The sequence below is a fragment of the Polymorphospora rubra genome (assembly GCF_018324255.1).
Taxonomy (GTDB): domain Bacteria; phylum Actinomycetota; class Actinomycetes; order Mycobacteriales; family Micromonosporaceae; genus Polymorphospora; species Polymorphospora rubra.
Window position 1 is genome coordinate 6953975 of sequence record NZ_AP023359.1, and the last position, 17729, is coordinate 6971703.

A 17729-nucleotide genomic window follows, 5' to 3' on the forward strand; every position below is an offset into this window, starting at 1 on the left:
CGCAACGCCTGCCGAACCTGCCGCACCTCCCAGGAACGCACCGGCAACGGCGTAAGCACACCCGCCTCGAACAGGCCCAACAGCTCGGACAGCATCTGCCCGATCCGCACCCCACCAGCCTCATTCAGATCAAACGCCCGATAGGCAACCCCCGGATGCGACGCCGCAACCAGCCCCGGATCCCGCACATCGGTCTTACCCATCTCCACGAACCGGCCACCACGCGGCAACAACCGCAACGACGCATCAACGAACTCACCCGCCAACGCATCCAACACCACATCCACACCCGCACCACCAGACACCAACCCGAAAGCCTGCTCGAAACCGGTGTCCCGCGACGACGCGATCCGCTCATCGGCAACACCCAACCCCCGCAACACCTCCCACTTGCCAGGACTCGCCGTCGCATACACCGTCGCACCAAAATGCCGCGCCAACTGGATCGCCGCCATACCGACCCCACCGGCACCACTGTGAACCAACACCGACTCACCAGAACGCAGACCCGCCAGATCCCGCAACGCGTAATACGCCGTCAGGAACACCACCGGAACCGACGCCGCCTGCGTAAACGACCAACCCGCCGGCACCCGGGCGATCCGGTCCCGCTGCGCCACCACCTGCGGACCGAAACCCGGCTCGAACAACCCGAACACCCGATCACCCGGCGACAGATCGGCCACATCGGGCCCGACCTCCAACACCACGCCGGCACCCTCACTACCCATCACCGCAGACGGATCCGGATACATCCCCAACGCGATCAGCACATCACGGAAATTCACCCCGGCCGCGCGTACGCCCACCCGAACCTCGCCGGAGGTGAGCGGGGCGACGGGGGTGGACACGATCCCGACCCCGTCCAGGGTGCCGGGGGCAACGGCCGCCACGTGCCACGGGCCGGCGGACGGCGCGGCGAGGTCGTCGCCGGCCTGCCGCAGAAGGCGCGGTACGTACACCGCACCGTCGCGGACGGCCACCTGACCACCGGTGGCAGCCGGATCGGCGACCACCGCGTTCAACAACGCCAGCGTTCCCCCGTCGAGATCACCATCCACATCCGCCAACACGATCCGACCCGGATGCTCCGACTGCGCCGACCGCACCAGACCCCACACCGCCGCACCCACCAGATCCGACACCACCCCACCAGAACCAACAGCCACCGCACCCCGCGTCACCACCACCAAACGGCAGTCCACCAACACCCCCGCCACCAACCACGACCGCACCCCCGCCAACACACCCGACACCACCGACCGCACCACCACCGGCACATCAGCCGCCTCCCGGGCGGCGTCGGCGGCGCCACCCGCTGGCAGGTCGGTCCCGGCCGCCACGCCGGCAGGGACCGAAAGCAGCAGAACCCGCGGAGCCGGCCGACCGGCGTCCACCTCGGACACCACGGCGGAGACGTCGGCAAAGACCGGTCCGGCCAGGCCCTCGGCCACCCCCTCGCCGACGACCGCCCAGCCGGCCAGGTCGCCGACCGGGTCCACCTGCTCCGTCTGCCAGGCCACCTCGAACAGCGACCGGCCCACGGCGGCGGGCGCCGCCGCGACGGACATCTCCCGCAGCACCAGCGAATCCACCGATACCACCGGCGCACCGGACTCGTCCACCGCCACCAGGCGCACGCCGGAGCCGGCACGCGTCAGGCGCAGCCGCAGGACCCGGGCGCCGGAGGCGTGCACCTGCACGCCCTCGAACGCGAACGGCACGCGGGGCGTCGCCCCGTCGACGCCGTCGAGCAGCCCGATCGGGTGCAGCGCCGCGTCGAGCAGCGCCGGGTGCACACCGTACGCGGCCACGTCGGCAACGGCGTCGTCCGGCAGGGCGACCTCGGCGTACACGACGCCGTCACCGGTCCACACCCGACGCAACCCCTGGAACACCGGCCCGTACGACAGACCACGCGCCGCCAACGCCGGATACCACCCGGCCAGATCCACCTCCGACACCCCGGCCGGCGGCCACACCTCCAACGTCGGCTCGTCGTCCTCGGCGGCCACCAGCACACCCTCGGCGTGCCGGATCCAGGCCGCCTCGGTGTCGTCGTCCGCCTGGGCGTACACGGCGAGGGAACGGGCGCCCGTCGGGTCGGCGGCGCCCACCCGCACCTGCACCCGTACCCCGCCGGAGGCGGGAAGCACCAGCGGGGCCGCGACGGTCAGGTCGCGTACCCGGGCGGCACCCACCTCGTCGCCGGCCCGCACGGCCAGCTCGACCAGGGCCGTGCCGGGTACCAGGACCGCGCCGGAGACCACGTGGTCGGCCAGCCAGGCGTGGGTGGACCGGGACAGGCGGCCGGTCAGCACCACCTCGTCGTCGCCGGCGAGCCGTACGGCCGCACCGAGCAGCGGATGCCGCGCGGCCCCCAGCCCGGCGCCGGTCACGTCGCCGGCCTGCCGCGAGCCGACCTGCGGCCAGTAGCGACGCCGCTGGAACGGGTAGGTCGGCAGGTCGAGGGGAATGCCGGTGGCACCCCGAGCAGGGGAGTCCAGGTGACCGCGGTACCGGCGGCGTGCAGCTCGGCGAGGGCGGCGATCAGCGCCTGCGCCTCGGTACGTCCCTTCCGCAGGACCGGCACGACGACCACGTCGGCGTCCTCGTCGGCGAGGCTGTCGCGCACCATCCCGGCCAGGACCCCGTCCGGTCCGATCTCCACGAAGGTGCCGACGTGGCGCTGCCGGAGGTGGCCGACGCCGTCGGCGAAGCGGACAGCGTCGCGCACGTGCCGCACCCAGTACCCCGGGTCGGTGATCCCGGCGGGGTCGGCGGCCCCGCCGGTCAGGTTGGACACCAGCGGCACCGACGGCTCGGCGAAGGTGAGCCCGTCCAGGACGGCCCGGAAGTCGGCGAGCATCGGCTCCATCAGCGGGCTGTGGAACGCGTGGCTGACCCGCAGCCGGCGGGTGCGTACCCCCCGGCCGGACCAGAGCGTGTCCAGTTCGTCCAGCGCGGCCAGCTCGCCGGAGACGACGACGGCGGCGGGGCCGTTGACGGCCGCGATCCCGACCCGGTCGGTCAGCCCGGCCAGCGAGGCGAGCACGGCGGCCTCGTCGGCGGCGACGGCGAGCATGCCGCCGCCGGCCGGCAGGGCCTGCATCAGCCGGCCGCGCGCGGCCACCAGGGTGCACGCGTCGGCCAGGGAGAACACCCCGGCGACGTACGCGGCGGTCACCTCGCCGATGGAGTGCCCGCCGAGCAGGTCCGGCGTGACGCCGAAGGACTCGACGAGCCGGAACAGCGCCACCTCGACGGCGAACAGGCCGGCCTGGGTGAACTCCGTCCGGTCCAGCAGTTCGGCCTCGGGTGCGCCGTCCGGGGCGAACAGCACGTCCCGCAGCGGGCGGGGCAGCAGCGGGTCGAGGTGGGCGCACACCTCGTCGAGGGCGGTGGCGAACACGGGGAACACGCCGTACAGTTCCCGGCCCATGCCGGCGCGCTGGGCGCCCTGGCCGGAGAAGAGCACGGCGGTACGACCGGCGCGGGCGGTACCCCGCACGACGACGGACGACGGCAGGTCGTCCGCCACCGCGTCCAGGGCGGCGAGCAGGCTCTGCCGGTCGCGGGGCAGCAGGACCGCGCGGTGTTCGAAGGCGGACCGCCCGGTGAGCAGCGCGTGGCCGACGTCGGCGACGGACAGCCGCGGGTTCTCGGCGACGTACGCGCGCAGCCGGCGGGCCTGGTCGCGCAGCGCCTCGTCGGTGCGGGCCGACAGCACGCACGCCACGGTGAGGTCGCCGGCGGGGGCCACGTCGGGGGCGGTGGGCACCGCCGTCGGCTCGGGGGCCTGCTCCACGATGGCGTGCACGTTGGTGCCGCTGATGCCGAACGAGGAGACGGCCGCCCGGCGGGGCCGCCCGACCTCCGGCCAGGGCCGGGCCTCGGTGAGCAGGGCGACCGCGCCGGCGGTCCAGTCGATGTGTGGGGACGGCTCGTCGACGTGCAGGGTGCGCGGCAGGACGCCGTGCCGCATCGCCATCACCATCTTGATCACACCGGCGACACCGGCGGCCGCCTGCGCGTGCCCGATGTTCGACTTGATCGAGCCGAGCAGCAGCGGCCGGTCGTCGGGCCGGTCCTGCCCGTACGTGGCGATCAGTGCCTGCGCCTCGATCGGGTCGCCGAGCGCGGTGCCGGTGCCGTGCGCCTCGACCGCGTCGACGTCGGCGGGCGTGAGGCGGGCGTTGGCGAGCGCCTGGCGGATGACCCGCTGCTGGGAGGGGCCGTTGGGGGCGGTGAGGCCGCTGCTGGCGCCGTCCTGGTTGACGGCGCTGCCCCGGATCACGGCGAGGATGCGGCGGCCGTTGCGCTGCGCGTCGGAGAGCCGCTCCAGCAGCAGCATGCCGACGCCCTCGGCGAAGCCGGTGCCGTCGGCGCCGGCGCCGAAGGCCCGGCACCGGCCGTCGTGGGACAGCCCACGCTGGCGGGAGAACTCGGCGAGCATGCCCGGCGTCGACATGACGCTGACCCCGCCGGCGAGTGCCAGTCGGCACTCGTTCTGCCGCAGTGCCTGCGCGGCCAGGTGCAGCGCGACGAGCGACGACGAGCAGGCCGTGTCGACGGTGACGGCCGGCCCTTCCAGCCCGAAGAGGTAGGAGATGCGGCCGGAGGCGACGCTGCCGGCGCTGCCGTTGCCGACGTACCCGCCGAGTTCGTCGGAGGTGCCGAGCGCGGTGGTGGCGTAGTCGTGGTAGATGAGGCCGACGTACACGCCGGTGCTGCTGCCCCGCGCGGAGTGCGGGTCGATGCCGGCCCGCTCGAACGCCTCCCACGAGGTCTCCAACAGCAGCCGCTGCTGCGGGTCCATCGCCAGGGCCTCGCGGGGCGAGATGCCGAAGAAGCCGGCGTCGAAGTCGGCGGCGTCGTAGAGGAAGCCGCCCTGCCGCGGGGTGGCGTGGTCGTCGTCGGCCGGCAGGTCGGTGAGGTCCCAGCCGCGGTCGGCGGGGAACGGGGCGATGACGTCGGCACCGGCCGTGACCAGGTCCCACAGCTCTTCGGGGGTGTGCACGTGCCCGGGGAACCGGCAGGCCATGCCGACGATCGCCACGGGTTCGTCGACGGCGGCCACGGCCGCCGGCGCGGCGGCCGTGGGAGCGGCCCGGCCGACGAGTTCCCGGTCGAGGAAGTCGGCGAGGACGAGTGGCGTGGGGTGGTCGAAGGCGACGGTCGCCGGCAGCCGCAGGCCGGTCGCGGTGGCGAGTCGGTTGCGCAGTTCCACGGAGGTGAGGGAGTCGAAGCCGAGTTCCTTGAAGGGGCGTTCGGCGTCGACGTTTTCGGCCGAGCGGTGTCCGAGCACCGCCGCGACGTTCGTCGCCACCAGGTCGAGGAGCCGCCCGCGGCGCTCGACCGGGCTGAGCGCCGCGAGGCGCTCCGCCGCCGACGCGTCGGTGCCGGCCCGGCCGGCGGTACGCCGGCGCGGCCGGCCCTCGCGGAACAGTTCGCGCAGCAGGCTCGGCACCGGGCCCGCCGGTGCGCCCCCGGTCGGCACGTTCATGAGTACGGCGTGTGCGGCGCCCCGCTGGCGGGCCAGGTCGAAGAGCGTGGTGCCCTGGTCGTCGGTGAGTGGTGTGCTGGCGGCACGGATCGCCCGCCGGTGTTCGGTGTCGCCGAGGTGGGCGGTCATCGTGCTGGTGGTGGCCCAGAGTCCCCAGGCCAGTGCGGTGGCGGGCAGGCCGAGTTGGCGGCGGTGCTGGGCGAGGGCGTCGAGGAACGCGTTCGCCGCCGCGTAGTTGCCCTGCCCCGGCGAGCCCAGGGTCGCGGCGATCGACGAGAACACCACGAACGCCGCCAGATCCAGCCCTTGAGTGGCCCGGTGCAACGCCCAACCACCGTCGACCTTCGGCCCCAGCACCGCGCCGACCGCATCGTCGGTCAGCGAGGTGATGGTGCCGTCGGCGATCACACCAGCGGTGTGCACCACCGCCGTCAACGGATGCGCCGGATCGACCCCGGCAACCAGCGCGGTGACCTGTTGCGGGTCGGACACGTCCACCGACACGGTGGTGACGGCCGCACCGGCACCGGTCAACTCCGCCACCAGAGCCGCGTAGCCATCCGCGCCGCCCTGCTCCGGGAGGCGGCGGGACGCCAGCAGCAGATGCCGGGCCTGCCCGGTCGCCACCAGATGCCGGGCCACCACACCGGCCAACGCACCGGAGGCACCGGTGACCAGCACGGTGCCGTCCGGGTCGACCGGCGCCGGAACCTGAACCACGACCTTGCCCACATGACGGGCCTGACTCATGAACCGCAACGCCTGCCGAACCTGCCGCACCTCCCAGGAACGCACCGGCAACGGCGTAAGCACACCCGCCTCGAACAGGCCCAACAGCTCGGACAACATCTGCCCGATCCGCACCCCACCAGCCTCGTTCAGATCAAACGCCCGATAGGCGACCCCCGGATGCGACGCCGCAACCAGCCCCGGATCCCGGACATCGGTCTTACCCATCTCCACAAACCGGCCACCACGCGGCAACAACCGCAACGACGCATCAACAAACTCACCCGCCAACGCATCCAACACCACATCCACACCCGCACCACCAGACACCGACCCGAAAGCCCGCTCGAAACCGGTATCCCGCGACGACGCGATCCGCTCCTCAGCAACACCCAGCCCCCGCAACACACCCCACTTACCGGGACTCGCCGTCGCATACACCGTCGCACCAAAATGCCGCGCCAACTGGATCGCCGCCATACCGACCCCACCAGCACCACTGTGAACCAACACCGACTCACCAGAACGCAGACCCGCCAGATCCCGCAACGCGTAATACGCCGTCAGGAACACCACCGGAACCGACGCCGCCTGCGTAAACGACCAACCCGCCGGCACCCGGGCGATCCGGTCCCGCTGCGCCACCACCTGCGGGCCGAAACCCGGCTCGAACAACCCGAAGACCCGGTCGCCGGGCGACAGGTCGGTCACGTCGGGGCCGACCTCCAACACCACGCCGGCACCCTCACTACCCATCACCGCAGACGGATCCGGATACATCCCCAACGCGATCAACACATCACGGAAATTCACCCCGGCGGCGCGGACCGCGATCCGCAGTTGGCCGGGCTCGAGCGGACGGGCGGTGGTCGGCACCAGCCGTACGCCGTCGACGGTGCCGGTGTCGCCGGGGGCGACGTGCCACAGGTCGGCGGACGGGACCAGTTCGTCGCCGGCGGGACGCACCACGCGTGGCGTACGGATCTTGTCTCCTCGGACGGCCACCTGGCCGCCGGTGGCGGCCGGATCGGCAACCACCCCGTTCAACAACGCCAGCGTGCCCGCGTCGAGGTCACCATCCACATCCGCCAACACGATCCGACCCGGATGCTCCGACTGCGCCGACCGCACCAGACCCCACACCGCCGCACCCACCAGATCCGACACCACCCCAGCAGAACCAACAGCCACCGCACCCCGCGTCACCACCACCAGACGACAATCCACCAACACCCCCGCCGCCAACCACGACCGCACCCCCGCCAACACACCCGACACCACCGACCGCACCAACGCCGGCACATCACCCGCAACCGGCCCGACCACGGCCGGCACCGGAAGCACCACGACCGCCGGCACAGGGTCGCCCCGGTCGACCGCGGACAGCAACGCCGGAACATCCTCGTACGCCGGCAGGCCCGCGGCCTCGCCACCGAGCACCGCCCAGCCGGCCGTAACCTCGACCGGTTCCACCTGCTCGACCGGCCAGGCCACCTCGAACAGCGACCGGTCCACGGCGGCGGACGCGGTCGCGGCGGACATCTCCCGCAGCACCAGCGAATCCACCGACACCACCGGCGCACCGGCCTCGTCCACCGCCACCAGGCGTACCGCCGACCCGTCCCGGGTCAACCGCACGCGCAGCGCGCCCGCGCCGGAGGCGTGCACCTGCACACCCTCGAACGCGAACGGCACCCGGGGCCCACCCTCGTCGGCGCCGGACAGCAGCAGGCCCACCGGGTGCAGCGCCGCGTCCAGCAGCGCCGGATGCACCCCGAACGCGTCGACATCCGCCCCGGTGTGGCCGGGCAGGGCGACCTCGGCGTACACGACACCGTCACCGGTCCACACCCGACGCAACCCCTGGAACACCGGCCCGTACGACAGACCACGCGCCACCAACGCCGGATACCAACCGGCCAGATCCACCTCCGACACCCCGACCGGCGGCCACACCTCCAACGTCGGCTCGTCACCGAGCGCCGCCTCCAGCGTGCCCTCCGCGTGCCGGGTCCAGCCGGCATCGGCGTCGTCCTCGGCCTGGGCGTGCACGGTGACGGCGCGGCCGCCCGCGTCGTCCGCCGCCCCGACCCGCACCTGCACCCGTACGCCGCCGGAGGCGGGGAGCACCAGCGGGGCCGCGACGGTCAGGTCGCGTACCCGGGAGGCGCCCACCTCGTCGCCGGCCCGCACCACCAGTTCGACGAGCGCCGTGCCCGGCACGATCACCGAACCCGACACCACGTGATCGGCCAGCCAGGCGTGCGACGACACCGACAGCCGGCCGGTCAGGACGACCCCGTCGTCGCCGGCCAGGCGTACGGCCGCACCCAGCAGCGGGTGGTCGGCGACCCCCAGCCCGGCGCCGGAGACGTCACCGACCCGCCACGACGCCACCTCCGGCCAGAACCGCTCCCGTGTGAACGCGTACGTGGGCAGCTCCACCCGCCGGGCGTCGGTGCCGGCGAAGACGGTGGTCCAGTCGACGGGTACGCCGGCGCTGTGCAGCTCACCGAGTGCGGTGAGCAGCTGGTGGTGGCCGCTCTCGTCCCGGCGCAGCGAACCGACCACCACGCCGCCGTCGTCCGCCCGGTCGAGCGAGTCCTGGACGGCGACCTTGAGCACCGGGTGCGGGCTGATCTCCACGAAGGCGCGGAAGCCGTCGGCGATCAGGGCGTCGAGGACGGGCGCGAGGCGTACGGGTTCACGCAGGTTCCGGTACCAGTAGTCGGCGTCGAGTTCGGCGGTGTCGACGGGCCGGCCGGTGACGGTGGAGTGGAACGCGACATCGGTGGAGCGGGCGTCCACGGTGCCGAGGGCGGCGACGAGGTCGTCGCGTACCGCGTCGACGTGGGCGCAGTGCGAGGCGTAGTCGACGGCGATCTCGCGGGTACGGATGCCACGCTCCGCACAGGTGGCGAGCAGCTCGGTGACGGCGGACGCGTCGCCGGAGACGACCGTGACGGCGGCGCCGTTGAGCGCGGCGACGGAGAGTGCCGTACCCCACGGCTCGATCAGCTGCACGGTTTCCTCCGCCGACAGCGGCACCGAGACCATGCCGCCCAGGCCGGAGATGGCCAGCAGGCCACGGCTACGGGTGACGACGAGGCGCATCGCGTCGGGGAGGGTCAGCGCGCCCGCGACGCAGGCGGCCGCGATCTCGCCCTGCGAGTGGCCGATGACGGCGTCCGGGGTGATTCCGCACGACCGCCACAGCTCCGCCAGGGACACCATGACGGAGAAGAGCGCCGGCTGGACCACGTCCACCCGGTCCAGGGCGGGGGCGCCCGGCGCACCCCGGAGCACGTCCTCCAGCGACCAGTCGACCAGCCGGGCCAGCTCGGCGGCGCATTCGCGCATCCGCGCGCCGAAGACCGGTGACGATTCCAGCAGGTCCAGCGCCATGCCGGTCCACTGCGAGCCCTGACCGGGGAAGACGAAGACCACCTTCGGCGTACCGTCGCCGACGCCCCGCTCGACGGCGGTGTCGGCGGCGAGCGCGGCGAGGGCGTCGTCCCGGCCGGCGACGACCGCGACCCGGCGGTACGGGTGCTGGGCGCGACCGGTGGCGAGCGACCAGCCGAGGTCGACGAGGTCGAGGTCGGTGTCCTCGGCGAGCCGGGCGCGCAGCCGGGCGACCTGGTCGCCGAGCGCACCGGCGCTACGGGCGGACACCAGCAGGGGTACGGCGGTGGCGGTGACCAGGCCGGGCCGGTGGGCGGGCGGGGCCGGCTCGGCCGGGGTGTCCACGCCGGACGGAGCCTGCTCGATGACCACGTGCGCGTTGGTGCCGGAGATGCCGAAGGAGGAGACGGCGGCCCGGCGGGGCCGGTCGGCGGCCGGCCAGGCGGTGGCCTCGGTGAGCAGGGCGACCGCGCCGGCGGTCCAGTCGATGTGTGGGGACGGTTCGTCGACGTGCAGGGTGCGCGGCAGCATCCCGTGCCGCATCGCCATCACCATCTTGATCACACCGGCCACGCCGGCGGCGGACTGGGTGTGCCCGATGTTCGACTTGATCGACCCGAGCAGCAGCGGCCGGTCGGCCGGCCGGTCCTGCCCGTACGTGGCGAGCAGTGCCTGTGCCTCGATCGGGTCGCCGAGGACGGTGCCGGTGCCGTGCGCCTCGACCGCGTCGACATCACCGGGCGTGAGGCGGGCGTTGGCCAGCGCCTGTCGGATAACCCGCTGCTGGGAGGGACCGTTGGGGGCGGTGAGGCCGTTGGAGGCGCCGTCCTGGTTGACCGCCGAACCCCGAATGACGGCGAGGATCTGGTGGCCGTTGCGCTGCGCGTCGGAGAGCCGCTCGACCAGCAGCATGCCGACGCCCTCGCCCCAGCCGGTGCCGTCCGCCGACGCGGCGAACGACTTGCACCGCCCGTCGGGGGCCAGGCCGCCCTGGCGGGAGAACTCGGAGAACATGCCGGGCTGGGCCATCAGCGCCGCACCGCCGGTGAGCGCCATCTCGCACTCGCCGGCACGCAGTGCCTGGATGGCGAGGTGCAGCGCGACCAACGACGACGAGCAGGCCGTGTCGACGGTCACCGCCGGACCTTCCAGCCCGAACGTGTACGCGACCCGGCCGGAGGCCACACTGCCGGCCGTACCGGTCAGCAGGTGCCCTTCGAGCCCTTCCAGCCCGTCGCTGCCGCTCGCGGCGTAGCCGGAGGAGGCGGCACCGATGAAGACGCCGGTGATGGTCGAGTGGGCGGTGCCGGGGTCGATGCCGGCGTGTTCGAACGCCTCCCACGACGTCTCCAACAACAACCGCTGCTGCGGATCCATCGCCAACGCCTCACGCGGCGAAATCCCGAAGAACCCCGCATCGAACTCCGCCGCATCCAACAGGAACGCACCCTGCCGCGTCGTCGACGTACCCGCCCGATCCGCATCCGGGTCATACAACGCGTCAAGATCCCAACCACGATCCGTCGGAAAACCACCCACCGCATCACCACCAGAAACCACCAGATCCCACAACCGATCCGGCGACGACACCCCACCCGGAAAACGACACGCCATACCCACAATCGCCACCGGCTCATCAACCCCGACCGCCGCCGCGACCACCCGCTCCCCACCACCACCAGCAAGCCCAAGCTCCCCAAACAAATACTCAGCCAACCGAACCGGCGTCGGATAGTCGAACACCAACGTCGCCGGCAACCGCAACCCCGTCACCGACCCCAACCGATTACGCAACTCCACCGACGTCAACGAATCAAAACCAAGCTCCCGAAACGCCCGACCCGCCGACACCCCCGACACCGACCCATGCCCCAACACCGCCGCCGCCTGCCCACACACCAACTCCGTCAACAACCGACGCGCATCCACCCCCGACACACCCGACAACCGATCCCGCCACGACGAACCACCCGCCGCGACCGAACCCGCCACCCGCCGACCACCCGACCGCACCAGACCACGCAACACCACCGGCACCGACCCGACAGCACCGGTCACCCGAAGGTTCGCGGCCGCGACGACCGGCGCGGCGCCGGCCAGGGCGGCGTCGAAAAGGTCGGCTCCCTCGGCGGCGGTGAGTCGGCTCATCCCGGCCCGCGCCAGGCGCCGCTGGTCGTCGGCGTCAAGATGGGCGGTCATCGTGCTGGTGGTGGCCCACATGCCCCAGGCGACACTGGTCGCCGGCAGGCCGAGCTGCCGGCGGTGCTGGGCGAGGGCGTCGAGGAACGCGTTCGCCGCCGCGTAGTTGCCCTGCCCCGGCGAGCCCAGGGTCGCGGCGATCGACGAGAACACCACGAACGCCGCCAGATCCAGCCCTTGAGTGGCCCGGTGCAACGCCCAACCACCGTCGACCTTCGGCCCCAGCACCGCGCCGACCGCCTCATCGGTCAGCGAGGTGATGGTGGCGTCGGCGATCACACCAGCGGTGTGCACGACCGCCGTCAACGGATGCGCCGGATCGACCCCGGCAACCAGCGCCGTGACCTGTTGTGGGTCGGACACGTCCACCGACACCGTCGTCACGGTCGCGCCGGCACCGGTCAGGTCGGCCACCAGCGCGGCGTAGCCGTCCGGGCCGCTCTGGTCGGGGAGGCTGCGGGAGGCCAGGAGCAGGTGCCGGGCCTGCCCGGTCGCCACCAGATGCCGGGCCACCACACCAGCCAGAGCACCCGACGCACCCGTGACAAGCACCGTCCCGTCCGGGTCGACCGGCGCCGGAACCTGAACCACAACCTTGCCCACATGACGGGCCTGACTCATGAACCGCAACGCCTGCCGAACCTGCCGCACCTCCCAGGAACGCACCGGCAACGGCGTAAGCACACCCGCCTCGAACAGGCCCAACAGCTCGGACAGCATCTGCCCGATCCGCACCCCACCAGCCTCATTCAGATCAAACGCCCGATAGGCAACCCCCGGATGCGACGCCGCAACCAGCCCCGGATCCCGCACATCGGTCTTACCCATCTCCACGAACCGGCCACCACGCGGCAACAACCGCAACGACGCATCAACGAACTCACCCGCCAACGCATCCAACACCACATCCACACCCGCACCACCAGACACCAACCCGAAAGCCTGCTCGAAACCGGTGTCCCGCGACGACGCGATCCGCTCATCGGCAACACCCAACCCCCGCAACACCTCCCACTTGCCAGGACTCGCCGTCGCATACACCGTCGCACCAAAATGCCGCGCCAACTGGATCGCCGCCATACCGACCCCACCAGCACCACTGTGAACCAACACCGACTCACCAGAACGCAGACCCGCCAAATCCTTCAACGCGTAATACGCCGTCAGGAAGACGAGCGGAACCGACGCCGCCTGGGTGAACGTCCAGGTGGCGGGCATCCGGGCCAGCCGTTCCCGCTGGGCGACGGCCTGCGGGCCGAAGCTCAGCTCGAACATGCCGAAGACGCGGTCGCCGGGTGACAGGTCGGTCACGTCGGGGCCGACCTCGAGGACCACACCGGCACCCTCGCTACCCATCACCGCAGACGGATCCGGATACATCCCCAACGCGATCAGCACATCACGGAAATTCACCCCGGCCGCGCGTACGCCCACCCGGACCTCGCCGGACCCGAGCGGACGGACCGGGGCGGGGGCGAGGGTGACGCCGTCAAACGTGCCGGGCCGCTCCGCGGCCACGTGCCAGGGGCCCGACGGGAGAGCCAGGTCTTCCGTAGCCGCCCTGACCAGGCGCGGTACATGAACGGCACCGTCGCGGACAGCCACCTGACCGCCGGTGGCAGCCGGATCGGCAACCACCGCGTTCAACAACGCCAGCGTGCCCCCGTCGAGATCACCATCCACATCCGCCAACACGATCCGACCCGGATGCTCCGACTGCGCCGACCGCACCAGACCCCACACCGCCGCACCCACCAGATCCGACACCACCCCACCAGAACCAACAGCCACCGCACCCCGCGTCACCACCACCAGACGACAATCCACCAACACCCCCGCCACCAACCACGACCGCACCCCCGCCAACACACCCGACACCACCGACCGCACCACCACCGGCAGGTCGGCCGGCTCCGGGGTCACGCCACCCGCTGGCAGGTCGGCCCCGGCCGGCGCGCCGGCCGGGACCGGAAGCAGCAGGACCCGTGGAGCCGGCCGGCCGGCGTCCACCTCGGACACCACGGCGGAGACGTCGGCAAAGACCGGTCCGGCCAGGCCCTCGGCCGCCCCCTCGCCGACGACCGCCCAGCCGGCCAGGTCGCCGACCGGGTCCACCTGCTCGGCCGGCCAGGCCACCTCGAACAGCGACCGGTTGAGCCCCACCGTCGAGACGCCGGTCATCTCCCGCAGCACCAGCGAATCCACCGACACCACCGGTGCACCGGCCTCGTCGACCGCCACCAGCCGGACCGCCGAACCGTCCCGGGTCAACCGGACCCGCAACACACCCGCACCCGAGGCATGCACCTGCACACCCCCGAACGCGAACGGCACCCGAGGCCCGCCTTCATCCACTTCGGACCACAGCAACGCGACCGGGTGCAACGCCGCGTCCAGCAACGCCGGGTGCACACCGAACCCGGCCGCCTCACCCGCCACCTCATCAGGCAACGCCACCTCGGCGAACACCCCACCACCCGACGCCCACGCCCTACGCAACCCCCGGAACACCGGCCCGTACGACAGACCACGCTCCACCAACCCCGAACACCAACCAGCCAGATCCACCTCAGACGCACCCACCGGCGGCCACGCACCGATGACCGGCTCGTCAACGCCCGGCGCCTCCAGCACACCCTCGGCATGCCGCACCCACAGCGCCTCGTCATCCCCATCAGCCTGCGAATGCACCGTCACCCCACGGACACCCGCCTCATCCGCCGCACCCACCCGCACCTGCACCCGCACCCCACCCGACGCCGGCAACACCAACGGCACACCCAACGTCAACTCACGCACCCGCGACGCACCCACCTCGTCACCGGCCCGCACCACCAACTCCACCAACGCCGTACCCGGCACGATCACCGAACCCGACACCACGTGATCAGCCAGCCAGGCGTGCGACGACACCGACAACCGACCGGTCAACAGGACACCGTCACCGTCGGCGAGGCGCACCGCCGCACCCAGCAACGGATGCCCCGCGACCCCCAACCCGGCGCCGGAGACGTCACCGATCTGCCACGACGCCACCTCCGGCCAGAACCGCTCCCGCGCGAACGCGTACGTGGGCAGTTCGACCCGGACGGCGCCGGCGTTGGCGTACCAGTTCTGCCAGGTGACCGGGACGCCGTGGACGTGCAGTTCGGCCAGGGCGTGCAGCAGTGCGTGGGCCTCGGGCCGGTCCTTGCGTAGCGTCGCCACCGCGACGGTGTCGTCGCCGGTCAGCAGCTCACCGTTCATGGCGGTCAGCACGCTCTGCGGGCCGATCTCGAGGAACGTGTCGACGCCAGCCACGCGCAGAGCGGCGATCCCGTCGGCGTAGCGGACCGCCTCCCGCACGTGCCGCACCCAGTAGTCCGGGGTACGGATCTCGTCCGGGTCGGCCAGCGCACCGGTCAGGTTCGACACGACCGGCAGCAACGGCTCCCGGAACGTCAACCCGCCCAGCACCGTACGGAACTCGGCCAGCATCGGCTCCATCAACGGACTGTGGAACGCGTGACTCACCCGCAACCGACGGGTCCGCACCCCCCTGCCGGACCAGAACGCCTCAAGATCATCCAGAGCGGGCAGGGCACCCGACACCACCACCGCCGACGGACCGTTCACCGCCGCGACCCCGACCAACCCGGCCAGGGACTTCCGCACCGCCGCCTCGTCCGCGCCGACCGCCAGCATGCCGCCACCGACCGGCAGCGCCTGCATCAACCGACCCCGCGCCGCCACCAGAACACAAGCATCCGAAAGGGACAGGACCCCGGCCACATGAGCAGCCGTCACCTCACCGATCGAATGACCACCCACGAAATCCGGCACGACACCGAACGACTCCACCAGCCGGAACAACGCCACCTCGACCGCGAACAACCCCGCCTGCGTGAAGACGGTCTGATCCAACAGTTCCGCCTGCGGCGACCCGGCCTCGGCGAACAACACCTCCCGCAACCCCTGCGGCAACAACGGATCCAGATGCCCGCACACCTCGTCCAACGCCGTCGCGAACACCGGGAACGACGCGTACAGCTCACGACCCATGCCAGCGCGCTGCGCACCCTGACCCGAGAACAACACCGCCAACGGACCCCGCTCGGTGGCCCGGCCGGTCACCATCGCACCCGACGGAGAGCCGTCGGCCAGCGCCGCCAACCCGGCGGCCAGGTCGTCACGGTCGCCGGCGATGACCACGGCCCGGTGGTCGAGCCCGGTACGGGCCGTCACCGAGGACCATCCGACGTCCAACGGGCGCAGGCCCTCGTCCGCCGCCAGCCACCGCGCCCACCGGGCGGCCTGGCCGGGCAGGGCGTCGGCGTGAGCGGTGGAGAGGACGACGGGAACCAGGGGCACCCGCCGGGACGCCGATGCCGGGTCGTCGGCCGCGACGGCGGACTGCTCGGGGATATCGGCCGCGGAGGCGGGCTGCTCGGGGATATCGGCCGCGGAGGCGGGCTGCTCGATGATGAGGTGGGCGTTCGTACCGCTCATGCCGAACGACGAGACGGCGGCCCGGCGGGTGCCGGCGGTCTCCTCCCACGGGCGCGGCTCGGCGAGCAGTGCGACGGCGCCGGCGGACCAGTCGATGTGCGGGGACGGCTCGTCGACGTGCAGGGTGCGCGGCAGCACCCCGTGCCGCATCGCCATCACCATCTTGATCACACCGGCGACGCCGGCGGCAGCCTGGGTGTGCCCGATGTTCGACTTCAGCGATCCCAGCCACAGTGGCCGGTCCGCCGCCCGCTCCTGCCCGTACGTGGCGATCAACGCCTGCGCCTCGATCGGATCACCGAGGGTGGTGCCGGTGCCGTGCGCCTCGACCACGTCGATGTCGGCGGGGGTGAGCCGGGCACTCTCCAGGGCCTGGCGGATGACCCGCTGCTGGGAGGGGCCGTTGGGGGCGGTGAGGCCACTGCTGGCGCCGTCCTGGTTGACGGCACTGCCCCGGATCACGGCAAGGATGCGCCGGCCGTTGCGCTGGGCGTCGGAGAGCCGCTCCACCAGGAGCACGCCGACGCCTTCGGACCAGCCGGTACCGTCCGCGTCGGCGGAGAACGCCTTGCAGCGGCCGTCGGCGGCGAGCCCACGCTGCCGGGAGAACTCGATGAAGGCGCCGGGGGTGGTCATCACGCTGACCCCGCCGGCGACCGCGAGGGAGCATTCGCCGTCGCGCAGCGCCTGCCCGGCGAGATGCAGTGCTACCAGCGAGGACGAGCAGGCGGTGTCGATGGTGACCGCCGGGCCTTCCAACCCGAAGGTGTAGGCGACCCGGCCGGAGATGACGCTGGCGGCGGTGCCGGTGAGCACGTAGCCCTCGACCCCGTCGGGCAGGCGACGCAGCACCGAGGCGTAGTCCTGGCCGGCGGTGCCGACGAAGACCCCGGTGCGGCTGCCGCGCAGCTCGTCGGCGGGGATGCCGGCGCGTTCGAACACCTCCCAGGTGCTCTCCAGCAGCAGCCGCTGTTGCGGGTCCATCGCCAGGGCCTCGCGGGGCGAGATGCCGAAGAGGCTCGGGTCGAAGTGCCCGGCGTCGCGCAGGAAGCCGCCCCGGTCGGAGTACGAGGTGCCGGGGTGGTCCGGGTCCGGGTCGTACAGCCGGGTGAGGTCCCAGCCCCGGTCGTCGGGGAAGGAGCCGATGGCGTCGGTGCCGGTGGCGACGAGGTCCCACAGGTCCTCGGGCGAGCCGACCCCGCCGGGGAAGCGGCACGCCATGCCGACGATCGCGATCGGCTCCGACTCCGCGTCCTCCAGGTCGCGCAGGCGCCGGTGCGCCTGGCGGAGCTCGGTGGTCACCCACTTGAGGTGTTCGAGGAGCCTGTCTTCGTCCGCCATGACCCACCCGCCCGGAGCTTGCTACCGATCGATCCGCCGAACACCAAGAAGTCCACCGGCA

At 72.4% G+C, this 17729-nt stretch carries 1 protein-coding gene and 1 pseudogene; both read right to left on the reverse strand.

Annotated features, from left to right (window positions below; all coding sequences use genetic code 11):
- Positions 1–20: 20 nt before the first annotated feature.
- A pseudogene (locus Prubr_RS38380) lies at positions 21–2399 on the reverse strand (polyketide synthase dehydratase domain-containing protein); the annotation flags it as partial.
- The gene (locus tag Prubr_RS30685; protein WP_212818410.1) at positions 2396–17668 is read right to left on the reverse strand and encodes a type I polyketide synthase; all 15273 of its coding nucleotides are present in this window, start codon (positions 17666–17668) and stop codon (positions 2396–2398) included. The gene Prubr_RS30685 and the pseudogene Prubr_RS38380, both read right to left, overlap by 4 nt.
- Positions 17669–17729: the final 61 nt, after the last annotated feature.